At 71.1% G+C, this 24,446-nt stretch carries 23 protein-coding genes; 12 read left to right on the top strand and 11 right to left on the bottom strand.

Annotation, left to right across the window (positions count from 1 at the left end):
* Nucleotides 1–177: 177 nt before the first annotated feature.
* From N5096_RS07400 to N5096_RS07380, 5 genes are all read left to right on the top strand, one after another.
* Nucleotides 178–1,977: an L-lactate permease gene (locus N5096_RS07400; RefSeq protein ID WP_379790175.1), complete on the top strand. Its 1,800-nt coding sequence runs from the start codon at nt 178–180 to the stop codon at nt 1,975–1,977.
* A 91-nt stretch (nt 1,978–2,068) separates the two neighbouring features.
* Nucleotides 2,069–2,713, top strand: a complete 645-nt coding sequence (locus tag N5096_RS07395) for a class I SAM-dependent methyltransferase (RefSeq protein ID WP_267663694.1) — start codon at nt 2,069–2,071, stop codon at nt 2,711–2,713.
* Nucleotides 2,710–2,976 carry a DUF8101 family protein gene (locus N5096_RS07390; RefSeq protein WP_267663693.1) on the top strand — a complete coding sequence of 89 codons (267 nt, stop codon included), beginning with the start codon at nt 2,710–2,712 and terminating at the stop codon, nt 2,974–2,976. The genes N5096_RS07395 and N5096_RS07390 overlap by 4 nt, the downstream gene beginning before the upstream one ends.
* Before the next feature lie 65 nt (nt 2,977–3,041).
* The gene (locus N5096_RS07385) at nt 3,042–3,227 is read left to right on the top strand and encodes a hypothetical protein (RefSeq protein ID WP_267663692.1); all 186 of its coding nucleotides are present in this window, start codon (nt 3,042–3,044) and stop codon (nt 3,225–3,227) included.
* A 51-nt stretch (nt 3,228–3,278) separates the two neighbouring features.
* Nucleotides 3,279–4,223, top strand: a complete 945-nt coding sequence (locus N5096_RS07380; RefSeq protein ID WP_267663691.1) for an ABC transporter substrate-binding protein — start codon at nt 3,279–3,281, stop codon at nt 4,221–4,223.
* 31 nt (nt 4,224–4,254) lie between these two features.
* Here N5096_RS07380 and N5096_RS07375 read toward each other — a convergent pair whose 3' ends face one another.
* Nucleotides 4,255–4,719 (bottom strand): hypothetical protein, encoded by a 465-nt coding sequence (locus N5096_RS07375; protein WP_267663690.1) that lies wholly within the window; start codon nt 4,717–4,719, stop codon nt 4,255–4,257.
* A 57-nt stretch (nt 4,720–4,776) separates the two neighbouring features.
* On the opposite strand from N5096_RS07375, the gene N5096_RS07370 reads away from it, so the two are divergent.
* Together N5096_RS07370 and N5096_RS07365 are read left to right on the top strand one after the other, a co-directional pair.
* Nucleotides 4,777–5,868: an ABC transporter ATP-binding protein gene (locus N5096_RS07370; RefSeq protein ID WP_267663689.1), complete on the top strand. Its 1,092-nt coding sequence runs from the start codon at nt 4,777–4,779 to the stop codon at nt 5,866–5,868.
* Nucleotides 5,865–6,695, top strand: a complete 831-nt coding sequence (locus N5096_RS07365; RefSeq protein ID WP_267663688.1) for an ABC transporter permease — start codon at nt 5,865–5,867, stop codon at nt 6,693–6,695. Before N5096_RS07370 ends, N5096_RS07365 begins: the two co-directional genes overlap by 4 nt.
* Here the strand turns inward: N5096_RS07365 and N5096_RS07360 are convergent.
* Nucleotides 6,689–7,147, bottom strand: coding sequence for an acyl-CoA thioesterase (locus tag N5096_RS07360; protein WP_267663687.1), 459 nt, complete (start codon nt 7,145–7,147; stop codon nt 6,689–6,691). The two genes, N5096_RS07365 and N5096_RS07360, sit on opposite strands and share 7 nt — an antisense overlap.
* Nucleotides 7,148–7,272: 125 nt before the next feature.
* On the opposite strand from N5096_RS07360, the gene N5096_RS07355 reads away from it, so the two are divergent.
* Nucleotides 7,273–7,896, top strand: a complete 624-nt coding sequence (locus N5096_RS07355; RefSeq protein ID WP_267663686.1) for a uracil-DNA glycosylase — start codon at nt 7,273–7,275, stop codon at nt 7,894–7,896.
* An 8-nt stretch (nt 7,897–7,904) separates the two neighbouring features.
* Here the strand turns inward: N5096_RS07355 and N5096_RS07350 are convergent, their stop codons facing one another.
* The 3 genes from N5096_RS07350 to phnD form a co-directional block, all read right to left on the bottom strand.
* Nucleotides 7,905–8,921 (bottom strand): PhnE/PtxC family ABC transporter permease, encoded by a 1,017-nt coding sequence (locus tag N5096_RS07350; RefSeq protein WP_267663685.1) that lies wholly within the window; start codon nt 8,919–8,921, stop codon nt 7,905–7,907.
* Nucleotides 8,918–9,724, bottom strand: a complete 807-nt coding sequence (gene phnC, locus N5096_RS07345; RefSeq protein ID WP_267663684.1) for a phosphonate ABC transporter ATP-binding protein — start codon at nt 9,722–9,724, stop codon at nt 8,918–8,920. The genes N5096_RS07350 and phnC overlap by 4 nt, the downstream gene beginning before the upstream one ends.
* Before the next feature lie 72 nt (nt 9,725–9,796).
* Nucleotides 9,797–10,822 (bottom strand): phosphate/phosphite/phosphonate ABC transporter substrate-binding protein, encoded by a 1,026-nt coding sequence (gene phnD / locus N5096_RS07340; RefSeq protein ID WP_267663683.1) that lies wholly within the window; start codon nt 10,820–10,822, stop codon nt 9,797–9,799.
* Nucleotides 10,823–10,951: 129 nt separating this feature from the next.
* Here phnD and hisH point away from each other — a divergent pair, with 129 nt between their 5' ends.
* Genes hisH through N5096_RS07325 form a run of 3 tightly spaced genes read left to right on the top strand, consistent with a single transcriptional unit; the run spans nt 10,952 to nt 15,417 of the window.
* Nucleotides 10,952–11,605, top strand: coding sequence for an imidazole glycerol phosphate synthase subunit HisH (gene hisH, locus N5096_RS07335; RefSeq protein ID WP_267663682.1), 654 nt, complete (start codon nt 10,952–10,954; stop codon nt 11,603–11,605).
* A 9-nt stretch (nt 11,606–11,614) separates the two neighbouring features.
* On the top strand, nt 11,615–13,750 hold the full coding sequence (locus N5096_RS07330; protein ID WP_267663680.1) for a hydantoinase/oxoprolinase family protein: 2,136 nt from the start codon (nt 11,615–11,617) through the stop codon (nt 13,748–13,750).
* A complete protein-coding gene (locus tag N5096_RS07325; RefSeq protein ID WP_267663679.1) occupies nt 13,747–15,417 on the top strand; it encodes a hydantoinase B/oxoprolinase family protein in 1,671 nt (556 codons plus the stop codon). The genes N5096_RS07330 and N5096_RS07325 overlap by 4 nt, the downstream gene beginning before the upstream one ends.
* 12 nt (nt 15,418–15,429) lie before the next feature.
* Here the strand turns inward: N5096_RS07325 and N5096_RS07320 are convergent, their stop codons facing one another.
* From N5096_RS07320 to N5096_RS07305, 4 genes are all read right to left on the bottom strand, one after another.
* Complete coding sequence (locus tag N5096_RS07320) at nt 15,430–15,735, bottom strand: aldo/keto reductase (protein WP_267663677.1); 306 nt, start codon at nt 15,733–15,735, stop codon at nt 15,430–15,432.
* 374 nt (nt 15,736–16,109) lie between these two features.
* Nucleotides 16,110–17,603, bottom strand: coding sequence for a glycerate kinase type-2 family protein (locus tag N5096_RS07315; protein WP_267663676.1), 1,494 nt, complete (start codon nt 17,601–17,603; stop codon nt 16,110–16,112).
* A 49-nt stretch (nt 17,604–17,652) separates the two neighbouring features.
* Entirely contained in the window at nt 17,653–18,225 is a 573-nt protein-coding gene (locus tag N5096_RS07310; protein ID WP_267663675.1) for an endonuclease dU, read from the bottom strand.
* Between the two features lie 4 nt (nt 18,226–18,229).
* Nucleotides 18,230–18,412, bottom strand: a complete 183-nt coding sequence (locus N5096_RS07305; protein ID WP_267663673.1) for a DUF5786 family protein — start codon at nt 18,410–18,412, stop codon at nt 18,230–18,232.
* 245 nt (nt 18,413–18,657) lie between these two features.
* Here N5096_RS07305 and N5096_RS07300 point away from each other — a divergent pair, with 245 nt between their 5' ends.
* Nucleotides 18,658–19,299 (top strand): MBL fold metallo-hydrolase, encoded by a 642-nt coding sequence (locus N5096_RS07300; protein WP_267663672.1) that lies wholly within the window; start codon nt 18,658–18,660, stop codon nt 19,297–19,299.
* A gap of 481 nt (nt 19,300–19,780) precedes the next feature.
* On the opposite strand, the gene N5096_RS07295 is transcribed toward N5096_RS07300, so the two are convergent.
* Entirely contained in the window at nt 19,781–22,699 is a 2,919-nt protein-coding gene (locus N5096_RS07295) for a DEAD/DEAH box helicase (RefSeq protein ID WP_267663671.1), read from the bottom strand.
* Nucleotides 22,700–22,795: 96 nt separating this feature from the next.
* Nucleotides 22,796–24,446: PAS domain-containing protein (locus N5096_RS07290; protein WP_267663670.1), on the bottom strand; the 1,651-nt coding region annotated here is incomplete at its 5' end.

Below are 24,446 nucleotides of genomic sequence, written 5' to 3'. Positions count from 1 at the left end.
CCGACTGCGCTGTCTCCGCGGATGATCGCGAAGTGACCATAATCATTGATTCCGGCAGATTTAATTAACGAGATTGCGACATCCCTGTCATGCCACTTCGTGGCAGACTCAAGACACGAGTCCACTGGTGGGTGGGCTCTCGGGGTACCGTGAGTGGGAACGACGACCGTGCGACGAATGGAGGTGGTGTCCGTGGCTGACCCGCTGCTCATTCTGCTGGCGCTGTTGCCGCTCGCGGCGATCGCGATCATCATGGTCCTCCTCTACCAGCCGGCGACGATCACGATGCCCATCGCGTGGGCCATCGCGGCCGGGGCCGCGTACGTCGGCTGGGAGATGACGCCGACGTTGATCGCGGCGGCCTCCATCCGGGGGGCGCTGACGGCGACGCGGATCCTCGTCATCGTCTTCGGCGCGATACTGCTCCTGTACACGCTCAAGCAGTCGGGCGCGTTCGAGGTCATCAACGCGGGCTTCTCCTCGATCAGCGACGACAGGCGCGTGCAGGTCGTCCTGCTCGTGTTCCTCATGGGGTCGTTCATCGAGGGCGCGGCCGGGTTCGGGACGCCGGCCGCTATCGTCGGCCCGCTGCTGGTCGGACTCGGCTTCCCGCCGCTGGCCGCGGTGGTGGTCGCCCTGACCGGGAACATCCTCGCGATCACCTTCGGCGCGGTCGGGACGCCGCTCATCATCGGGTTCGAGGACGTCGTCTTCGGGCAGGACCCGACGGAGGCCGGCACGGCGGCGTACCAGGTCGTCCAGAACGGCGGCTTCGAGAGCGTCGGCGCCTACGTCGCCCAGATCGGGCTGTGGGCGGCCGTCATCCACGCCGTCGTGGGCGTCGCGATCCCGTTCATCGGGGTCGCGATGATGACCCGCTTCTTCGGCGAGGAGCGCTCGCTCAAGCCCGCCATCGAAGTGCTCCCGCTCACGCTGTTCGCGTGGGCCTCCTTCGTGGTTCCGTACCTCCTGACGGCGTACTTCCTCGGGCCGACGTTCCCGGGGCTGCTGGGCGCGATGGTCGGCCTGCTCGTCGTCGGTTCGACGCTGCGCGCGGGCTACTTCCTCCCGGACGAGGAGTGGGACTTCGGGCCGCAAGAGCAGTGGCCCGACCACTGGATCGGCAAGATCGAGCCCGGAACGGGCATGGGTAACTCCGACACCGACCAGAAGATAGCGACCGACGGCGGCACGAGCCGCTTCGAGGAGATGCACGGCCAGGACATGTCGCTCGGCATGGCGTGGGCTCCCTACATCCTCGTCGCCGCCCTGCTGATCGTGACGCGGGTCGTCGGTCCCGTACAGAGCTTCCTGTCGTCGACCGGCGTCATCACGTGGAACAACATCCTCGGAACGCCGTTCTCCGAGGGAGTCGAGATGCTCTACCTCCCGGGGTCGCTGTTCGTGCTGGTCGCGGTCGTGACGTACGGGCTCCACGGCATGGACGCGGAGGGGATCAAAGACTCGTGGGGAGAAGCCGTCTCGAACATCATCCCGGCGGTCATCGCGCTGTGGTTCGCCGTCGCGACGGTGATGATCATGCAAAAGACCGGCGCCGACATCGTGGTCAACAGCGTCGAAACTGTTGACATGGGGATGCTACAGCTGCTGTCCGCCGAAACGGCGTCCCTCACCGGAGCGGCGTTCCCGTTCTTCTCGCCGTTCATCGGCGCGTTCGGCGCGTTCATCGCCGGCTCGAACACGGTCAGCGACATCCTGTTCGGCCTCTTCCAGTTCGAGGCGGCCCAGCAGATCGGTGCGCCGACCCAGATCGTCGTCGCCGCGCAGGCGGTCGGCGGCGCGATCGGGAACCTCATCGCCATCCACAACGTCGTCGCCGCGCTCACGGTCGTCGGCCTCATCGGCGAGGAGGGGCGCGTCATCCGGCTGGAACTGATACCGGTGCTGTACTACGGCGTCGCCACCGGCATCGTCACCTTACTCCTCGCGTACGTGGTGGTCCCGACGGGCTTCTGAGGACACCGCGACCTCGTTTTTCTCGCCGTCGACGTGTTCAGCGGTCGCCACCCGTCCGAGGAGTCATGTCGTCCGCGGCCCAACCTCACTCATGGACCGAAACGACGTGCGACGCGCGTGGGAGGACGTGGCGGCGACGTACGCCGCCCGGCGCGACCCCGACGGCTCGGACGCGGCGCTCATCGACGACCTCCTCGACTCGCTGTCGCCGCCCGCCTCCGTGGACGCCCCGCTCGTCCTCGACGTCGGCTGCGGCGACGGCGCCCGCACCCTCGCGAACCTCCCGCCGGGCAGCGTCGGACTCGACGTCTCCCGGCGCGGGCTCGACCTCGCGGCCGAGACGGTGCCGGACGCCCGGCTCGTCCACGGCGAGATGTCGGCGCTCCCCATCGGCGACGACCGGTTCGACGCGATCACGGCGTACCACGCGGTGTTTCACGTCGAGCGCGAGCGCCACCCCGCGGTGTACGACGAGTTCGCCCGCGTCCTCCGGCCCGGCGGTCGACTCCTCATGACGCTGCCGAGCGGCCGCTTCGAGACGGTGCGGCGCGGCTGGATGGACGGGGAGATGTTCTTCTCCGCGCCCGGCCGCGAACGCACGCTGGACCAGCTTCGCACGGCCGGGTTCACCGACGTCGAGACGCGGACCGCGACCGACCCGCTCGGCAGCAGCACGGAGTTCGCGTTCGCGACGCTGGCGGGCGACCGGACCGAGGACCCGCAGAGCCGGCCGTGACCGACCCCGACGAGGTGCCTCACGACGTGCGCGCGAGCCTCGAACAGCTCCTCGCGGCGGCGGAGTCGGCGGCCGCCGACGGCGACGACGAGACCGCGCGGGCGGCGCTCGACACCGCCGAGACGGTCGCGACGAACAAGCTCCCGCCCGGCGAGCGGCGCGACCGCGTCCGGTGGGGGTGTGGGGCCGCGCTCGACGCGCTCCCGAACGGCGACCTCGCGGCCGCGTACGCGACGGCGACCGCGGACGCCGTCGACGAGTGACCGGCCTCGCTGCGCCGAACCCGGGAGCGCGAGATGTTTTCACGCGACGCGTGCTGCGGGCGACCATGGAACGCCGAGACGTCCGCTTCCTCCTCGTGAGCACGCTGCTCGCGGTCACGCTGTTGGACTCGCTCGGCGCCCCGACCGCGGAGTGGTTGCGCACCGCGTCGTTCGCGCTGGCGTACTGGGTGTTGCTCTACGTCGGCTACGCGGTCGCGCGGCCGGTCCTCGCGCGGCTCCCCGCCCGGTAGCGGCCGACCGCGGACCCCCCACTTTAGTCGGCCGAGCGCCTCGTTTCGCCCATGCGCGTCGCCTCCTTGCTGCCGTCCGCCACGGAAACGCTGTTCGCGTTCGGCGTCGAGCCGGTCGGCGTGTCGCACAGCTGCGACCACCCGCCGGCCGCCCGCGAGCTGCCGACGCTGACGAGCACGGTTGTCGACCACGCGGACCGCTCGGCTGCCGACATCGACGAGCAGATGCGCGTGGTCGACGGCGCCGTCTACGACCTCGACGAGGAGCTGCTCGCCGCCTTGGAGCCGGACCTCCTCGTCACGCAGGCGACCTGCGACGTCTGCGCGGTCGACGCGAGCGAGGTCCGGGCGGCCGCCGAGCGGCTCGACCCCTCGCCCGACGTGCTCGCGCTGGACCCGCACTCCTTTTCGGACGCCCTCGAAGACGTTCCCCGGATCGGTGGGGCGGTTGGCGAGGAAGCGGCCGCGACCGCGCTCCGCGCCGACCTCCGCGAGCGCGTCGACGCGGTCCGCGAGCGCGCCGAGCGCGCGATCGCCGACGAGGGCCGCCCCCGGACCGCGGTCCTCGACTGGACGGAGCCGCCGATCCGGGCGGGCCACTGGGTACGCGACATGGCCGAACTCGCGGGTGGCGACCCGTCGTTCCAGCCTGACGGCCCCTCCGAGCCGGTGGCGTGGGACGACATCCGCGCGTACGACCCCGAGGCGCTCGTCGTCGCCCCCTGCGGGTTCGACCGCGAACGCGCCGTCGAGGCGGTCGACGACCTCACCGCCCGCCCCGGGTGGCGCGACCTCGCCGCCGTCGACAGCGAGCGCGTGTGCGCGATCGACGGCAACGCGCTGTTCAACCGCCCGAGCCACCGGCTGGTCGACTCGCTGGAAGCGTTGTTCGCGTGCCTTCACCCGGACCACGCGCCCGGGAGGGCGGCGGGAGACGCGGAGACCCATCGCCGCGTCGCGCGCGTCGCGCCCGAGACGCCTGTCGACGCGGACTGAGGTGGTCCCGGCTCCGGCCTCGTCGCGCCCCTTACTCCCCGCGCTCCGCCCGGGTCGAGAGTGCCGAGAGCGTCGCCGCCGCCCGCAGGTCGTCGACGGTGCAGTACCACGCGCCGCGCACCCCGCTCGCGTCGTTCTCGACCGGCGAATCGAGCGGGACCGGCTCGTCGAACTCGAAGACGACGACGACCCGCTCCTCCGAGAAGGGGTCGATCAGCGCCGCCCAGTCCTCCTCGCTCATCGGACCGGGCTCGCCGCGGGCCTGCTCGACCCGGTCGACGACGCGGGCGTAGTGGGTGATCGCGGAGACCGGCGCGGTCCGGTAGAACGCCACGTAGTCGAACGCGGCGCGGGTGCGGTCGTACGACCGCGGCGCCGGGTAGAACCCCTCGCGACAGCGCTCGAAGGTGTCCGGCCGCGTCGCGACGACGCAGACCCGCGCGTCGCCGGGGGCGTCGTCGGCCGGCGCGTCGTCGGCGAACCGGTCGAGGTCCATCGTCTCTCGGTAGCCTCCGGACGCGGATATATCCCCGCTCGGCACGTATCGGTCGCAATGGCACGTAGCGCGGCGAGCGACCGCGACGACGCCCGGTCCGACGAGGCCCGCTCGGACGACGCCCGACCCTCCGAGGAGCCGGGGGGCGCCTCCCCGCCGGCGCTCGCGGTCGAGGGCGTCTCGAAGCGATTCCGCGACGGCGAGGAGTCGGTGCTCGCGGTCGACGACGTCGGCTTGACCGTCGAGCGTGGCTCGGTCGTCGGCCTGCTCGGCCCGAACGGCGCCGGCAAGACGACTCTGATCAAGTGCGCGCTCGGGATCGTCCTCCCCGACGCCGGCTCCGTCCGGGTGTTCGGGACGGACGTGGGCGACGGCCGGCGCGCGGCGTACGCCGACGTCGACGCGATGCTCGAGGGCGCGCGCAACGACTACTGGCGGCTCACCGTCCGCGAGAACCTGCGGTACTTCGCGACGATCGCCGGCGTCGACCCGGACTCGGTGCGGGGACGGCACGACCGGCTGCTCGACCGCCTCGAACTGACCGAGAAGGCCGACACGCCCGTCCGGGAGCTCTCGCGGGGGATGAAACAGAAGGTGTCGCTGGCGAGCGTGCTCGCGGGCGGCGCCGAGCTGGTCTTTCTCGACGAGCCGACGCTCGGGCTCGACGTCGAGAGCTCGCGCACGCTCCGCCGGGAGCTCCGGCGGCTCGCCCGCGAGGAGGGGCTCACCGTCGTCCTCAGCAGCCACGACATGGACGTCGTCGAGGCCGTCTGCGACCGCGTGGTGATGATGGCGAACGGGCGGATCGTCGCCGACGACACCGTCGCGGCGCTCCGCTCCGGGACCGAGCGCGACGCCGTCCGCGTCGTCAGCGCCGACATCGACGACGCGGTCGTGGCGACCCTCGAAGAGCGCTTCGACGTCCGGGCGGTCGAGACCGACCGGGACGGGAGAGACCACGGCGGGGCCGGCTCAACCGCCGTCGAGGTCGCCGCCGCAGGCGACGAGTTATACGACCTCATGGACGCGCTCCGCGAGGCGGGCGTCACGGTGGAAGACGTCGAGACCGTCCGCCCCGACCTGGAGGACGTGTTCGTCGACCGCACCGGGACGGAGGGGGACGCGAACCCGAGGGGGCGGTCGCCGTGACGGGCGGTCCGGAGCGGTCGTCACCCGCCGCCGACCCTCCCGACCGGCCGCGCCCGGCCACCTACTACCACCTCGCGCGGGCCGTGCTCTACCGCGAGTACCTGATCTTCGTCCGGTACCCGGCGAACGCGATCGGGGGGATCGTCGTCGCGCTGTTCTTCTTCGGGGTTCTCTTTTACGGCGGGCGACTGCTGGCCGGACAGGCGCTGGCGGACTCGCTGTCGGGGATCATCGTCGGCTACTTCCTGTGGACGCTCTCGGTCGGCGCCTACTCGTCGGTGTCGAGCGACATCGGCAGCGAGGTGCAGTGGGGGACCTTAGAGCGGCACATCACCACGCCGTTCGGCTTCGCTCCGGTCGCGCTTTTAAAAGGCGTCGCGAAGGTTCTCCGGACGTTCCTCACGAGCGCGGTCGTGCTCGCCGTCATGCTGCTGCTCACCGGGACCCGGCTCAGCCTCGACCCGCTCACCGTGATCCCCGTCGCGGGGCTCGCGATCGCCTCGGTGCTCGGGCTCGGCTTCGCGGCCGGGGGCGTGACGGTGTTGTACAAGCGGATCGGCAACTGGCTGAACCTGCTGCAGTTCGGCTTCGTCGCGCTGATCTCGGCGCCCGTCCTCGACGCGCCCTGGACCCGGTTCCTCCCGCTGGCGCACGGGAGCGCGATGCTCCAGCGCGCGATGGTCGACGGCGTCCGGCTGTGGGAGTTCGAGCTCGCGGACCTCGGGCTCCTCGCCGCCGTCGCCCTCGGCTACCTCCTCGGCGGCTACGTCGTCTTCCACTACGCGACGCGGCGGGCGCGCCGGCTCGGCGTGCTCGGGGACTACTGACCTCCGCGCTCCCCGTCGGGCTCGGCGGCCAGCGCGGCGTCGCGCAGCTCCCGACAGCGGTCGCCCTCCACCGTCAGCTCCGGGACCGGCGTCGGGTCCCCGTCGGCGTCGACGGCGACGAACACGAAGTACGACTCCGTCGTCAGCTCGCGCTCCCCCGTCCGCGGCGACTCGCGGAACGCGCGGATCCGCGTGCGGAGGCTCGTCTGCCCGACCGCGTACACGTACGACTCGACGATGCAGGTGTCGCCCTGCGGCACCGGTCGCTTGAAGTCGAGCCCGTTGATCTTGGCCGTGACGCAGGTCTCGCCCGCGGCGCGCATTGCCGACATCGCGCCGATCTCGTCCATCCACTTGACGACGTTTCCCCCGTGGGCCGACGCGTAGTTGTTCGTGTGGGTCGGCTGGACCCGCTGGCGGTTCTCGATGTAGGTTTCGCTGACCGTCGGCATGCCGGATCCACGTCCCCGCCGGTGAAAGGCGCGTCGGCGGGGCGAGACGGACGCCCGTGACGGGTGTCAACCTGTCGCCGAGCGAGGCGGACGGACTTATATCGCCCCCGCCCGGATCGGAACGCATGACCGAGAACGGGCACGGGCTCGACGCCGACCTCCGAGTGCCGTCCTGCGAACGCTGTCCGGCGCTCGTCCAGTCGCGAAGCCGAATCGTCGACGGCACCGGGCCGACGGACGCCGATCTCCTGTTCGTCGGCGAGGGGCCGGGCGCGAACGAGGACGAGCAGGGAGAGCCGTTCGTCGGGCGGTCGGGGGACGTGCTCGACGAGGCGCTGCGGGACGCCGGCCTCGCGCGGGCGGACGTGCGCATCACCAACTGCGTCCGGTGCCGGCCCCCGGACAACCGCGACCCGACGACGGAGGAGCTGGCGAACTGCCGAGGGCACCTCCAAAGCGAGATCGACCGCCTGGACCCCAAGCTGATCGTGACGCTGGGGAAGGTGCCGAGCGAGCACCTGCTCGACCGCTCCGTGGCGATCACGTCGGAGTCGGGCGACGTCGTCGACGCCCGGATCGCGGGCGCGTCGCGGCGCGTGCTCCTCTCAGTTCACCCGGCGGCGACGCTGTACGACCGGAGCCAACGCGACGGCTTCTTCGAGACGATCGCTCGGGCCGGCGAGCTGAGTGGCGTCGGCGAGCGAAGCGAGGACGGCGGCGACGGGCAGTCCCGGCTCGGCGAGTACTGAGCCGTCGATCAGTCCCGACGCCGACTGTCGCCGATCCCGAGCCACTTGCCGGGATCGAACAGGTCGCGGACGGCCTCGACGAACCCCTTTCCGGAGTGTTCGCCGGGACGGAGCCGGGCGCGGATCCGCGAGGAGATCAGCTCGATGCCGAGCACGACGATGAACACCATGATCAGTCCGGCGGCGGTCTGCTGGAACTCGAACAGGTCCTGACTGTTCCGAATCATCAGCCCGAGCCCCCCGGCGCCGACGACGCCGAGCGAGATGGCGATCCGGGTGTTGATCTCGAGGATGTACAGCGTCCACGCGATGAACGACCGCGACACCTGACTGAGCATACCGAAGCTCACGGTCTGGGTGCCCGACGCGCCGGTCGACCGGATCGCCTCGATCGGGCCCTCCTCGATCTCTTCGAGGTCGTCGGTGAACAGCCGGCCGAGGTTCCCGATGCTGTCGGTCGCGATCGCGAGCACCGCCGTGACCTGCCCCGGCGGCCCGATGGGGATGTACAGGAAGATCCAGACGATCGCGGGGATGGCGCGGATGCCGCTGAGGGTACCCCGGAAGACGAAGTTGAACGGGAACGGCGTGACGCGCTCGCTCCCGAGCACGCCGAGCACGAGGGCGAACGGGAAGGCGAACACGGTCCCCATGAAGCCCAAGAGCAGCGTCACGAGGCTCGCTTTCACCAGCGACTGCCGCGATGACTGGAAGCTCTCGATGATGTGGGCGCCGCCGTCACCGAAACTCGCGGGGATCGCCCGCAACCCGGTTATTCCCTGGTCTTTGGTGTAGATGGTGAAATTCTGGAAGTCGGGTGGGAAGAAGCCGGTCGAGATGAACTCGTACATTGCCGGGAGCCGCCCGGCGACGACGTCTGGCTGGAAGCCGATGAAGCCGAGCCCCCAGTAGGTGACGCCGAGGACCGCTGCGAGCAACGCGGCCCACAGGACGTACTTGATCCGGCGGAGCCGTTCGAGGGCGTGGAACCGGTCGTCGATCGCGGAGTCGGACGGGGAGCTCACGCCCGGCCACCCCCCCCGGCGGCGTCGGCGTCGCCGGCGAAGTCACCGCCCGGCGACTCCGCGGGTACCGTCTCACCGCCCTGCGCCTCGCCGTAGTAGATCCGGTCCATCTCGTCCATCGTGAGGTCGTCGGCGTCCCCGTCGAAGATCACCTCGCCGTCGCGGATGCCGAGGAACCGGTCGCCGAACTCGCGCGCGATGTTCACCTGGTGGAGGCTGGTGACCGTGGTGAGGTCTTGCTCGGTCGCGGCCTTCTTGAGGTAACGCATCACGTCTCGGGCCGCCTTCGGGTCGAGGCTGGCGACCGGCTCGTCGGCGAGGACGACCTCCGGCTCTTGGACCAGCGCGCGGGCGATCCCGACCCGCTGCTTCTGTCCGCCGCTCATCGACTCGGCGCGCTGACCGGCCTCGTCGAGGAGGCCGACCGTCTGGAGGGCTTCGAGAGCGGTTCTCTTGTCCGGTTCGGCGTGCATCCCGAGAGCGCTCCGGAGGAGCCCGTTCCGGGAGAGCGCCCCCGACAGCGCGTTGCCGAACGCGGTCTTGCTCTCGATGAGGTAGTGCTCTTGGAACACCATCCCGACCCCGCTGCGGTTTCCTTCGAGCTCCTCGCCGTCGATGCGCACGGACCCCTCGGTCGGTTCGGTGAGCCCGTTCAGCACCCGAAGCATCGTCGACTTGCCGGCGCCGGAGGGCCCGAGCAGGATGACGAACTCCCCCTCATCGATGGTGAAGGATACGTCGTCGAGGGCCACGGTGTCCTCGTCGTATATTTTGGTGACGTTTTCGAATTCGATCGTTGGCATGAGGTGTGACTTTGTGCGAGAACGGACCGATCGTGTGAAAAGCGATCCGGAGTTGGGGTCGGGGACGAAACCTTACTGGTTGAAGATATCCGTTCCGACGCCGAGTTCGTCGGCGACGTCGATAACGGACTGGTAGTCCTCCTGGCTCGCCTCGCGGACGCGGCTGAACCAGAGGTCGTCTTCGGTGTCGGCCTCGCCGTCGGCACCGTCGTAGATGCTGTCGGGACCCTCCAGGAACGCGTCCTGGATGGCGGTCTTCACGCCGTCGTCCAGCTCGGGCGAAACCACGATCGGGGCGCGTGGAAGCCCCTCGTCCTCGTGCAGGGTCGTCGCGACCTCCTGCCACTCCTCCGGCGCGGGACCGGTGCCGGTGTCGCGGACGAACCCGCCCATCGCGGCCGCGTCGACCTGTCCCTGTTCGAGGAGGGTGTACGAACCGACGTGGCCGCCGGCGAACCGGGCGTCGAACTCGGCCTGCGAGCCGTTGCCCTCGGGGAGATTTCCGACGTCGAGGCCGCCCTGGTTCGACACGCTGTACAGCGGGTACAGCGCGCCGCTGGTCGATAGCCGGTCGGAGAAGGCGACGGTCTTGCCGGAGAGGTCCGACAGCTCGGTGATGTCGCTGTCGTTCGGCGTCGCGATGATGCTCTTGTATTCCCAGCCCCCGTAGCCGTACCGCTGGAGGATGATCTCAGCGTTGTCGGTCATCACGCCGAGCCCGGCCGCGAACGGTCCGGTCTCGGCGATATCGGTCGTCCCCTGTCCGAGCGACTGGATGACCGCGCTGTAGTTGCTACCGACGTTCCCCTCGACGTTGAGGTCTTCGGGTACGTCGTGATTCTCTCGGAGGTAGCTCCCGACGTGATCGAGGAGCGGGGAGTACTGCACCTCGAGGTCCTCTTGGGGCACCGACGGCGAGATGCCGAAATCGACGGTCCCGTCCCCGCCGAAGGTCATCTCGGGTTCGCTCTCCGAGTCGGAGCCGTCGGAGCCGTCGGAGCCGTCGGAGCCGTCGGACCCGTCGCCGCCGCTACACCCTGCGAGTCCAGCGATACTTGCCGCGCCCGCGACCTTGAGGAAGTTGCGTCGTTTCGCCATGAGAAGTACGTGTGAGAATCCGCCTAAACTCTCAAAAGTTTTGCTATTTAAGTATATAGACGGATACGTACCGCTATGTAACAGAGGCCGGATAGAAACTGACTTCCACGCAGATGATCAAGCGACCATATGGATAAATTAGCAACGGACCGGGAGGTGTCCGTCGCGCTCGTGGACTACGGGCTCGGGAACCTCCGGTCGGCGACCCGCGGGTTGGAGCGCGCGGGCGCGTCGGTCGAGATCACCGACGACCCCGAGGCGTTCGCGGCCGCCGACGGCGTTGTCCTCCCCGGCGTCGGCGCGTTCCGCGAGGGAATGGAGAACGCCGGCCCGCTGCGCGAGGCCCTGACCGACCACGCCGAGGCGGGCCGCCCCCTCTTCGGCATCTGTCTCGGGATGCAGATGCTCCTCACCTCCAGCGAGGAGGCTGACCACGAGGGCGAAGGCGAGGTGACCGGCCTCGATCTGGTCCCCGGCACCAACGTCCGGTTCGACGTCGACCGCAAGGTCCCGCACATGGGCTGGAACGAGCTGGAGATCGAGCGCGATCACCCGATCGTCGAGGGCGTGGGAGGGGAGTACGCCTACTTCGTCCACTCGTACTACGCCGAGCCCGGCGACCCGGACGCGGTCGTCGCCACCGCCGACTACGGCGTCGACTTCCCGGCCGTCGTCGCCAACGACGCGGGCAACGTGTTCGGCACGCAGTTCCACCCCGAGAAGAGCGGCGAGACGGGGCTACGGATTCTGCGGAACTTCGTCGACTACTGCGCGGAGCGGTAGAGTCCGGAGATGGCCGACGACAGCCCCTCGATCCGGATCGGCGTCGACGTCGGCGGCACGTTCACGGACGCCGCGCTCCTCGTCGACGACGAACTCACCACGGCGAAGGTCCCGACGACGACGCCGCAACACGCCGGCGTCCTCGACGGGATCCGCGAGGCCTGCGACGCGGCCGGTATCGACCCGACCGACGTCGACGCCTTCGCGCACGCGACCACCGCCTCGGTCAACGCCCTCCTCGAGCGCGACGGCGCCCGAACCGCGCTCGTGACGACCGCGGGCTTTCGCGACGTCCTGGAGATCGGCCGCCAGACGCGGCCCTCGCTGTACGATCTGAGCGCCGAGAAGACGCCCCCGCTCGTCCCTCGACGGCGACGGTTCGAGGTCGACGAGCGCGCGACGACCGACGGGATCGAGCAGCCGGTCGACCCCGAGTCGGTCCGCGAACTCGCCGACGAGGTCGCCGCGAGCGACGCCGAGAGCGTCGCCGTCTCGCTGCTGCACGCGTACGCGCACCCGGAGAACGAGGCCGCGGTCGCGAGCCTCCTCCGCGAGGAGCTGAACGTCCCCGTCTCCGCCTCTCACGACGTCCTCCCCGAGTTCCGCGAGTTCGAGCGCACCGCGACGACCGTCGCGGACGCCTACCTGACCCCGGAGCTCGACGACTACCTCGGCCGCGTCATCACCGGTGCGCGCGATCTCGGGCTCCCGGCGCCGCGGGTGATGCGCTCGAACGGCGGGGTCGCCGACGCGGCGACGGTCCGCGAGAGCGCGGTCACAACGGTCCTCTCCGGGCCGGCGGCGGGCGTCGTCGGCGCGGCCGCGGTCGCGGGCGGGGAGACGCTCGGGGGAGCTCACGGTTCCGCCGGAGACGGCGAGGGCGACCCCGACCGCGCCGCCCCCGCCGCCGTCGCCTTCGACATGGGCGGCACATCCAGCGACGTGAGCCTCGTGCGCGACGGCCGCATCGAGCGCACCGCGGAGACGACGGTCGCGGACGTCCCGCTCCGCACGCCGACGGTCGACGTCGAGACCGTTGGGGCGGGCGGCGGGTCGATCGCGTGGACCGACGCCGGCGGCGCGCTCCGCGTCGGGCCGGAATCCGCCGGCGCCGAGCCCGGCCCGGCCTGCTACGGGAGGGGCGGCGACGAGCCGACCGTCACCGACGCGGACGTGCTCCTGGGGTACATCGGCCCGGACGCGGCGCTCGGGGGCGACCTCTCGCTGGACGTCGACGCCGCCCGCGAGGCGCTCGCTCGGCTCGCCGACGAGGCCGACATTGAAGCGGCAGGCCCCCTCGACGCCGCCACCGCCGCCGCCCGTGGCGTCCACCGCGTCGCCAACGCGGCGATGGCCCGGGCGATCCGGTCGGTCACCGTCGAGCGCGGCCGCGACCCGCGCGAGTTCGACCTCGTCGCCTTCGGCGGCGCGGGGCCGATGCACGCCGCCGCGCTCGCCGACCGCCTCGGGGTGGGCCGCGTGCTCGTCCCCGGCCCGGCCGGCGTGCTGTCGGCGTACGGGCTGCTCGCGGCCGACGAGACCCACGACGCGGCCCGTACTGTCCGCCTCCGGCTCGCCGACGCGAGCGCCGCCGATCTCGGTGACGCCTTCGCCGAGCTGACCGACCGGGTCCTCGACGACGTCTCCGACCCCGAGACGGCCCGCGTTGACCGCGCTGCCGACTGCCGGTACGCCGGGCAGAGCTTCGAGCTGACCGTCGACGCCGGGGGAAGCGAGGGCGGGGAGACCGACGCCAGCGACCCGGTCGCTCCCGACGCCCTCGCCGAGCGCTTCGCCGCGGCCCACGAGCACGCCTACGGCTACCGCCTCGACGCCGACGTCGAGGCCGTCACGGTCCGGGTCACCGCCACCGTCGACGTCGAGGCGCCGACCGTCGCCCGGACGGGGGGCGCGGACGCGGAACGCGGGTCGCGCGAGGCCGTCTTCCCCGACGTCGGGCGCGTCACGGCGAGCGTGTACGACCGCGACGCGTTGGGGGCGGGCGCGACCCTCGACGGCCCGGCGGTGCTCGCGGGGGCCGAGAGCACGACCGCGGTCCCCCCGGCATGGAGCGGCCGCGTCCGGCGGGACGGGACGGCGGTGCTGGAACGGGACGCCGCCGGGCAGGGGGGTGACGAGCGATGACCGGTGAGGACGGCGAGACGGACGCCCCGAGAGCCGACCTCGACCCCGTGACGCTGGAGGTCCTCCGCAACCAGCTGGAGGGCGTCGCCGAGGAGATGGGGACGGTGCTGATCCGCGGCGCCTACTCGCCGAACATCACGGAGCGGCAGGACTGCTCGACCGCCCTCTTCGACGCCGACGGCCGGATGGTCGCGCAGGCGGAGCACATCCCGGTCCACCTCGGCGCGATGCCGGAGGCGGTCGCGGCCGTGCGGGAGCGCGACCCCAAGCCCGGCGACGTCTTCGCCCTCAACGACCCGTTCACGGGCGGGACGCACCTCCCGGACGTGACGCTCGTCTCGTCGCTGGCGCTCGACGGCGACGTGATCGGCTTCGCGGTCTCGCGCGCGCACCACGCCGACGTCGGCGGGATGGCGCCCGGGAGCATGCCGGCCGGCGCCCGCGAGATCCAGCAGGAGGGGCTCCGGATCCCGCCGCTCCGGCTCGTCGACGGCGGCGAGCGCGTCGAGGACGTCCTCGACCTGATCCTCGCGAACGTCCGGACGCCGGCGGAGCGGCGCGCCGACCTGGAGGCCCAGCTCGCGGCCAACGAGCGCGCCGGCGACCGGCTCCGCGACTTGGCCGACGAACACGGCCGCGACCGGCTCGAACGCGCCTCCGACGCCGTGATCGGCTACTCCCGCGAGCGGATGACCGCGGCCGTCGCCGAGCTGCCCGACGGGACCTACGAGGCCGCCGACGTCATGGAGGGCGACGGCGTCACCGACGCCGACCTCCCGATCCGGGCGGCGGTGACGGTCGACGGCGATCGGCTCGCGGTCGACTTCGCGGGCAGCGCCCCGCAGGTCGACGGGAACTGCAACGCCCCCCTCGCGGTCGCGAAGAGCGCGGTCTACTTCGTCGTGCGCTGCGTCACCGACCCGTCGATTCCGCCGAACCACGGCTGCTACGAGCCGGTGTCGGTGTCCGCGCCGGACGGGTCGATCCTCAACCCGAGCCCCCCTGCGGCGGTCGTCGGCGGGAACGTCGAGACGAGCCAGCGCGTCACCGACGTCGTGTTCGCGGCGCTCGGCGAGGCGGCCCCGGAGCGGGTGACCGCGGGAAGCCAGGGGACGATGAACAACCTCACGATCGGAAGCCGCGGCGGGGGCGGTGGTCGCGAGGGCGACGCCGCCGAGTCGTTCACCTACTACGAGACGATCGGCGGCGGCTTCGGCGCCCGTCCGGGCGCCGATGGGATGGACGGCGTCCAAGTCGGGACGACCAACACCCTCAACACGCCGGTCGAGGCGCTCGAGGCGGCGTACCCGCTCCGCGTGGAGCGCTACGCCTTCCGGCCGAACAGCGGGGGCGACGGGCGCCACCGGGGCGGGCTCGGGCTGGTGCGGAGCGTCCGGGTCGAGACTCCGGCGACCGTCTCGCTGCTGACCGAGCGCCGACGCCACGCCCCCGCCGGCATCGAGAGCGGCGAGTCGGGGGCCACCGGCGAGAATCTGATCGACGGCGACCCCGTTCCGGCGAAGACGACCGTCGACGTGGGGCCGGGGACGACGGTCACGGTTCGGACGCCGGGCGGGGGCGGCTACGGCGGCCCGAGCGAGCGTGACCCGGCGGCGCGGGAGCGGGACCGCGCGGACGGGAAGGTGACGGGCGAGTCCGAGGAGTGAGACGCTCCCGCCCTACAACTCGTCGTACGGCCCGGGCTTCGTGGCGGTGAGACGGTCGACCTGCTCGTCAGAGAGGTCGATCGACGCGGCTGCGAGGTTCTCCGCGAGCTGGTCGACGGTGCGCGCGCCGACGATGGGCGCGGTGACGCCGTCGCGGTGAGCGAGCCACGCGAGCACGGTCTGGGCGGGCGAGGCGTCGAGCTCGTCGAGTTCGGGCGTCATCTCCCTGAGCGTTGTCGCGGTCGCCGCAAAAACGTACAGCAAGCGGAATTGACATCCTCCCCGCGCTGAAGCGCGAGGATTCCCACGGCACTGCACCGCTGGGTTGGGATGTTTACGGTTTGTAGCGACCTTAGAAGGCGGCTACTGGCTGTGCCAACCAGCCGTTACTCCTATCCCGGCATGGGATTCAGAGATACTTTTGCTGACTACACTCCGAGTTCCACAGCAAAAAGGGGTGCTTTCTGTGTGGAATCGGGGAATCCCGATATTGTCCGATTAAACGGGCGGGCAGGCCGCCTCGGCTAACTGGTAGTACAACAATGGATTAGTTAAAACATCCGACCGGGGCGGTGGTCGTGGTTGATGTAGAATACTGTCGGATTCATCCCCGCGCTAAAGCACGGGGCTTTCTCCTTGATTCTCCGTAACGCGTGAACCCACACCAAGCGCCGAGGCGCTTCGGGACCCGTCTACTCCTCGTCGGCCGCCCCCACCACGAGCGCGCGAAGGTCGTTAACGTTCGTCCCGGTCGGCCCGGTGCGAAGCAGCGCGCCCGCCTCGTCGAGTAGGGGGTAGACGTCGTGCCGGTCGAGGGCGTCGCGGGCGGCGTCGGGGTCCAGTGTCGTCGCGTCCGCGATCCCGCCCGCGGCGTCCGTGGGACCGTCGATCCCGTCCGTGTCGGCGCTCGCGACGACGATACTGGCGGCCCTTTCGTCGTCGCCGGCCCCGCCAAGGGGCCCCTCCGCCAGCGCGAGCCCGGCGCTCGCCGCGAACTCCGCGTTCGGCCCCCCGGTCCCGTCCGCGTCGCCGAGCGTCACGGTCGTCTCCCCGCCCGAGAGCAACACGGCGGGCGGCTCGGCGGGCGACCCCCGAACCGCGCACTCCTCGGCGATCGCGGCGTGAGTGGCTCCGGCGTCCTCGGCCTCCCCTCGGACCCCGGCGGCGAGCACCAGCGGCTCGTACCCTCGCTCGGCGGCGGCGTCCGCAGCGGCGTTGAGCGCGGTCCGTCCGTTGCCGACGACGAACGCGCGCCCGCGGTCGAACGCCGGGTCGCCCGCGGTCGGCGTCTCCTCGCGCTCGCCCGCGTCACCCGCCCGGAGCCGCTCACGCACGGAGTCGGGAACGCCGAGGTCGTAGCGGTCCAGCACCGCCAGCGCGTCCGCGTACGTCGAGGGGTCGGGGACGGTCGGCCCGCTCGCGATCGCGTCGAGCGGGTCGCCGATCACGTCGCTGACCGCGAGCGTGACGACGGTCGCGGGCGCGGTTACCCGCGCGAGCCGGCCGCCCTTCACCGCCGAGCAGTGTTTGCGGACCGCGTTGATTTCGTCGATCGACGCGCCGCAGGCGAGCAGCGCCTCGGTCAGCTCGCGGAGGTCGCCCGGGGAGATCGGCTCGGCCGGCGCCGCGAGGAGCGCGCTCCCGCCACCGGTGATCGCGGCGAGTACGAGGTCGTCCGAGCCGGCGCGCTCGGCGAGGTCGAGGACGCGCCGCGCGCCCTCGACGCCGCGGTCGCTCGGGACCGGGTGGTCGCCGGGAAGGACCTCCACTCCCGCCGGCGACGGTCGGGTCTCCGGGTCCTCGGTGACGACGACGCCCGCGGCGATCTCGCGGCCGCCACTCTCGAGGACCTCGGCGAGCGCGGCGGCCACCTCGGCCGACGCCTTGCCGGCCCCGAGCAAGAGCACGCGGTCGTAGTCCGCGAGGTCGTAGCCGGCGACCGCGTCGTCGCTTCCGTCTCCCGCCGCGGTCCCCGCGCCCTCGACTCGAAGGGTCCCGTCGCGCACGGTGACGGCGCTCTCGATCAGTCGGTCCGGGCGCGCGGCCGCGACCCCGGCCGCGAGGCAGTCGAGGGCGACGCCGTGGGCCGGCGTCCGAACGAGGCGGTCGCGGTCGCGAAACGCCACGCCGGGCGCGGGGTCGTCGTCTCGGTCGGGGTCGCCGTCCGGCGCGGAGTCGTCGGTCATGCGAAGAGCGTCGAACGCGGCCGACATATACCCGGCGCGGCCGGAGCCCCTACTCCTCCCCGACCGCCTCGCGGTGCGCGCTCGCCGCGACGGCGGCGAGCCGGAGCGGCTCGGGCCGACGGAACCCCTCCCGGACCAGCCCGCGGACGGCGGCGGCCGCGCGGTCGTCGTCGATCCCGACCGCGCGGACGAAGAGGGGCCGGGATCCGTCGTCGCCGGCGCGCTCGACGCGGACTCGGGGCGGGAGCGAGCGGTAGATGTCGAGCCGTCGCTCCAGCGCGTCGCCGTCGAACGCCTCCCGGAGCGCGGGTCCGAGCCCGGGGCTGGGCTCGTAGCTCACGGCGTAGACGGGTCGGTCGAGGGCCTCGTGGACCCGGCGGAGGTCGAGGAGATTGAACCACGCCGGGGCGACGCCGGCGCAGGCGACGTGGCGGACGTCCTCGCGGCCGAGCGCGTCGGAGAGAGCGATCGCGGCCTCGGTGGCGTCGGTGCCGCCGACGGCGCAGCGCTCGAAGGCGAGCCCGTCGAGGGTCCCGTCGGCCCTGACGACGGCGCCGGCTACGCGGCTGACTCGGTCTCCGTCGGAGAAAGCGATCCCGAGCGTGCGGCTCGGCGCCGCCACTCGGTCAGTTCTCCTCGGACTTGATATCCTGGAGCCGGTCGAGGAGCTCGTCGTTGGAGGCGCCGGGCTCGTAGTCGACGGAGCCCTCGTGTACCTCCTCGGCCGCTCGGACTCCGTCCTCGTCGTCGAAATCCGCGTCCAGGTCTTGGTTCTCCTGTTCGGATTCGTCGTAGCTTCCGAAGCCCATATGTATATCTTACTAATGGAGCACGGGTAATAAATCCCCGCCTGTGATCGGACCGCGGGAACCGTAGGCCGTGCGTACCGCGTCAGCGAGGGGGAATCGTCCCGCATCACCGCGGAGGCCCGTTCCGCATCACCGCGGAGGCCCGTTCCGCGTCACCGCGGAGGACCGTTCCGCGTCATCGCGGAGGACCGTTCCGCACCGCCGCGGCGTACACGTTTTTTACGCGGCAACGTCCTCGTGGCGGTATGGAGCCGATCACCGTCACCGCCGACGCGGAGGAGTTCACCTGCAACGCGTACCTCGTGCCCGGCGAGGCCACGGCCCTCGTCGACGCCGGGACGATGCCGGGCGTCGACGACGTCATCGCCGACGCGCTCGACGACGCCGGCGTCGAGGGGCTGGACCGAGTCGTGGTGACTCACCAGCACTACGACCACGTCGAGGAACTCGACGCGGTAGTCGACCGTTTCGACCCGCGGGTGCTCGCGCACGCGGACCACCCGCACCGCGACGTGGCGCTCCAGGGCGGCGACGAGGTCCTCGTCGGCGACGAGCCCTGTGAGGTCGTCGAGACGCCCGGACACGCCGACGACCACGTCTCGCTCGTGGGCGACGAGCGGCTCTACTCCGGCGACGTGGTCGTCTACAACGACGGCGCGTTCGACGACGGCTCCTTCGGCCGCACCGACATGGCGGGCCAGTCGCGCGAGACGCTGGTCGAGAGCCTCCACGCGATCCTCGACCGCCTGCCGGAGACCGTTGAGGCGATGTATGCCGGTCACGGCGACGTCTACCGCGCGAGCGACGGTCCCGACACGGTCCGCGAGGTCATTGAGCGCGCGACCGAGCGCGCCGAGCGACGCGAGCCGAAGTACCCGGACGAGTAGCGGGCAAACCGCGCGAGCGACACCGCGGCTATTTATAACGGAACGCGTGACGGCGCGCGCCTCCGAGTGGCCGACAGGCCACGAGGAGCGCGTGCGAGGGAGCCCGCGGTCGCCGCTCGCCGCCGCGGCGAGGCTGGGGAGGGGTGAGGCTGCGGTTGTGGTGCTGTGCGGCCGGGTGGGACTCAAAGGGGCAGCCGCGAGGGCGAAGCACGGCGACGCAAGCACCACAGCGAAGGAGCGGTAGCGACTGAGCGAGGAGCGCAGCGAGTCGCGCGAGTCTTCGCGGCTGGGGGTTTGGAGGTGTTCTCCGGCGACCCGGAGTCAACTGTTTATAAGCGAGCGGCTGGGACTTTGGAGGTGTTCTCCGGCGACCCGGAGTCAACTGTTTATAAGCGAGCAACTGGGGATTCCGACTCGCGCCCTCCGTTGTCAATCAGTTATAAATTCGCGACCGAACCGCCGTCTCGATCCAGGCACCGATCTAGTCCCAGAACGACTGCGTCCGCGCGTACTCGCGCTCCTGTCGGAGCACGTCGCGGTAGAACTCGTCTTCGTCCTCGCGCAGCTTGTTGATGATCCGCGCGGCGTTGTGCGGCCCCACCCCACGCGCCGCCAGCGCGATCACGGCCCGCTTCCCGTGCGTCTGGACGAGGCTCGCGGCCCGGTGGGCGCGCTCGGTCCGCCGCTCCTGCTCGTCGTCCTTCTCGTTGGCTCGGACCGCCGCGACCGTCTCGTCGTCCCACGGGTTCAGCGCGGCGACGCGGGTCGAGCCACAGTCGGGACACTCCGGCTGGTCGGCCACGCGCCGGACCTTCGTCGTGCGCCTCCAGTCGGCGCAGTGGAGACAGAAGAGGATGACCCGGTCGTTCCGAATGCGCTCGCGGATCGTCTCGATCACGTCGGCGTCGGCGTTCTCGGGGACGAGGAACTCGGTCCCCGCGGAGCGCCCGGCGGTCCCCAACGGCGTCCGCTCGCGGGCGATCGCCAGCGCCAGCGACCCGTCCTGTGCGTCTTCCAGCACCGCGGCCGTCTCCGCGACCGCGAGGTCGGCGTGGAACACCTCGCGGAGCGCCTCGTCGTAGACGGGCGTCCCCTCCAGCGCCGCGAGCAGGCGGTCGCCGCCGAACCGGCCCTTCCCCTCGCGGTAGCGCTTGACGGCGCCGAACTTCGCGGCGACTTGGGCGAGGGTGAACTTGAGCGCGTCGGAATTTTTCAGGGCGAGTTCGAGGTACGCCTCCAGCCGGTCCGGGTCGGTCGTCTCCAGCACCTCGCGGAAGGTACCGGGGTCGACGCCGTGGGGGACCTCGAACTCGATCCGGTACGGGTCGACGTCCATCCCGACCGACGAGCCGGCGCGCTGGCCCACGAGCGCGGCGAGGAGGCGCGCGAGCGTCTCGTTGACCTCGTGGCCGAAGGCGGCGTTGACCGCGACGGTGCGGGCGCTCCCCTCGATCACGATCCGGCGGTCCGTCGGGACCGGGTGGCCGGCGTCGACGTGGTCGACGACCGGCCCCAGCGCGGCCGCGATCGTCGCCTCGTCGGCCGGGTACCGGTCCGCGAGGTCGCCAGCGACCGCCTCGGGCGTCGACCCCGCCTCGAGCGCCTCCGCGGCCTCGCCCCGAATTCGACCGACCTCCTCGGCGACGGGCTTCGGGACCGGGATCTCCTCGCCGATCCACGAGGGCACCTCGCCCGCGGGGTCGGCGATCGGCGTGACGTTCACGCGCTCCTCCTCCTCGTCGACCTCGGTGATGCGCCACATCTCGCCGCGCTGGATGAACGTCTCGCCCGGCCCGGCGAAGTTGACGACGAACCGCTCGTCGAGGGTCCCAATCCCCCGTCGCGAGGACATGTCGTACACCTCGTAGGTGGACTCGTCGGGGATCATCGAGAGGTTCGCGTAGAAGTACTGCCACGTGCCGCCCGACTTCTCGAGGGTGTCCGACGCCTCGTCGAGCCACAGCAGGCGGTTGCCGTCGAGCTCGCGGACGATCTCCTGGAACGTCTCTTCGGCGAGGTCCCGGAACGGGTAAGCGCTCGTGACGACCGCGTACGCCTCTCTGGCGTGGACCTCCCCCTCGTCCATCACGATCCCGACGATCTGGTTCGCGACCGTGTCGAGGCTGCCGTGGTGGATGTTCGCCGGCTCAACGAGCTCGTCGCCCGCGCGCCGGGCGATCGCGAGCGCTTCGAGCGTGTCGTCGCCGCCCTGCGTCACGACGGTCCCCTCCGAGACCAGGTCGCGGCGGTGCCCCGCGCGCCCGACGCGCTGGAGCAGGCGGGCGACCTCGCGCGGGCTCCCGTACTGGACCACGTGGTCGACGCGCCCCACGTCGATGCCGAGCTCCATCGAGGAGGTGCAGACGAGCCCGTCCAGCCCGCCCGACTTGAACCGGTCTTCCACGTCGATCCGGACGTCCTTCGAGAGCGAGCCGTGATGGACCTCGATCTCCGTGGGGTCGTCGATATCTCCGGTACCCGCCTCCCGCTCCGCGAGCGTCTTGAACCGCGAGCCGAGCGCCTCCGCGGTCTGTCGCGTGTTGACGAAGATCAGGGTCGACTCGTGGGTCGCGACGAGCTCCCGGATCGTCCGGACGTGGCTCGCGGTCGTCTCGTCGACCGCCAGCTCGCCGGCGAGGGTCGCGTCGCGGTCGGTAATCGGCGGGTCGAGGACCCGCACGTCGGTCCGCGTCCCGGCCGCGACCTCGACGATCTCGAACCGGCGGTCGCCCTCGCGGTCCGGGTCGCGCTTCCCCGACCCGACGAGGAACCTCCCGACCTCCTCGGGGGTGCCCACCGTCGCCGAGAGCCCGATCCGCTGGAAGGGGCCGGCCACGCGCCGGAGGCGTTCGAGCCCGACCGTCAGCTGGGCGCCGCGCTTCGCCGAGGCGAGCTCGTGGACCTCGTCGATCACGACGTGCGCGACGTCTCCGAGGCCGACCCGCATCTTCGAGCCCGTCAGGATCGCCTGGAGGCTCTCTGGCGTCGTGATCAGCACGTCCGGGGGGTCGTCGGCCTGCTTGCTCCGCTCGTACTGTGTGGTGTCGCCGTGGCGCACCGCGACCTCCACGCCGAGCCGGTCGCCCCACCACTCCAGCCGGTCCATCATGTCCCGGTTGAGCGCGCGGAGCGGGGTGATGTAGAGCGCGGAGATCCCCTCGCGCGGCTGGTCGCCGGGCGAGTCGCGGGCCTCGACGATCGCGTCGAAGACGGGGAGCATCGCGGTCTCCGTCTTCCCGGTCCCCGTCGGCGCGAGGACGAGCGCGTTCCGCCCGTCGGCGAGCGGCGGGATCGCCTCGCGCTGGGGCTCCGTCGGCGTCGAGAAGCCCTGCTCGGAGAGCGCCTCGCGGACCGCGTCCCCGAGGTGCGCGAACGCGTCCATGCCCGACGGTTCCGCCATTCTCTGATCGCCGGACGTTAGTCGCTCAGCCGATTAAGACCGTCGCTGCGCGAGGTCCGTACGAGCGGTCGCCCCGCCTGCGACGGGCTCTTTCGGTCACTCGGCGAGCGGGAGGTCGACGACGAAGACGCTGCCCGTCGGCTCGTTGTCCTCGACCCACACGTCGCCGTCGTACCTGTCGACGAGCGTCTTGACGAGGTACAGCCCGACGCCGGTGCTGCCGCTCTCGAGGCCCTTCTCGCCCTCTTGGAAGATGTCTTCCTTGTGGTCGTCCGCGATCCCGGGCCCGTTGTCGGCGATCGACACGCGCGCGGTTCCGTCCGACACGCGCGCCGACACCGCGATCTCGGCCACGTCCTTGTCGTTGTGGCTGACCGCGTTCGTCAGCAGGTTCCGGAACACCGCCTCCAACAGCTCGTCGGCCAGCACCGTCACGTCGGGGACCGATCCGTCGACGGAGACCCTCACGCGGTCCTGATCCGAGCGGGTCTTCGCTATCTGGTCGGTGAGCGCGGTCCGGAGGCTCATCGGAGACCGCTCGACGCCGACCTGTAACAACACGTCGGTGACGTCTTTGGCCGTCTCCGTGATCTCGGCCGCCTGTTTCGCCGCCTCGATGACCGTCCGCGCGTACATCCGGCTCTGATCGTCGGGGAGCGACTCTTCGAGCAGTTCGGTGTACGACTCCACGACCATCAGCTGGTTCCGAATGTCGTGGCGAACGACCTGATTGAGTAGGGTGAGCCTGTCCCGCTGCTCCTCGAGCGTCCGCTCGTACTCCTTGAGGTCGGTCACGTCCCGGGCGTATCCCAGAACGGCGTCCTCTCCCGTCTCCGGCACTTCGTAGGGGATCTTCGTCGTCTGGAGCACGCGGGTCTCGCCGGCGGCGGTCGTCAGTGTCTCCTCGGCGATCGTCCTCGGCTCGCCGGAGTCGATCACCGCCAGGTCGTCCTGCCGGAACGCCGCGGAGTCGTCGGCGTCCGGGATGATCTCCGACTCGGACTTCCCTTCCACCTCCGCGGGCGTCTTCCCGTACGCCTCCGCGGTCGCCTCGTTGGCCAGGAGGTACTCGCCGTCGCGGTCCTTCACGAACACGAGGTCCGGGACGAGATCGATGATCTTCCGAAGCTCCTCGCGGGTCGCTTTGAGCGCCATCTCGTACTCCTTTCGCGACGTAATTTCCGAGATGACCCCGACCATCCGCCGCGACCCGTCGTCGCCCTCGGTGAGCTCGGCGCGGCCCTCCGCCCACAGCAGTCTGTCGTCTGCAGTCCGTATCCGGTACTCGGTCTTGAACGGCTCGCCCGTCGCCATCGTCTCTTCGAGCGCTCGCTCCAGTTCCGGGAGGTCGTCGGGGTGGATGTACCCGGCGAACGCGTCGTACGTCCCCTCGAAGCTCCCCGGTTCGACGCCGAACAGCCGTTCCGTCGACTCGGTCCACGTGACCTCGTCGGTCTCGATGTCCCACTCCCAGACCCCGGTTTCCGTCCCCTCGAGCGCGACGGTGAGCCGTTGTTTCGTTTCTTTGATCGTCTGTTCTCGCTCTTTCTGTTCGGTGATGTCCGTCGAGACGCCGCAGACGGCCACGATCTCTCCCTCGTCGTCGTACACGGGGGACTTCCGAGTGAGGCGGACGCTCTCGCCGGCGGGCGTCGGGACCGTCTCCTCGATCTCGATCCGTTCTCCGCTCTCGACGACCCGCCGGTCGTCCGACCGAGCCTGTCTCGCGGTCTCCTCCGGGAAGAGG

Origin of the sequence: Halorubrum yunnanense (genome assembly GCF_026586675.1) — an archaeon.
Lineage (GTDB): Archaea > Halobacteriota > Halobacteria > Halobacteriales > Haloferacaceae > Halorubrum > Halorubrum yunnanense.
Note: the sequence above shows the minus strand (reverse complement) of the source record. Positions and strands in the feature narration are given on the sequence as shown.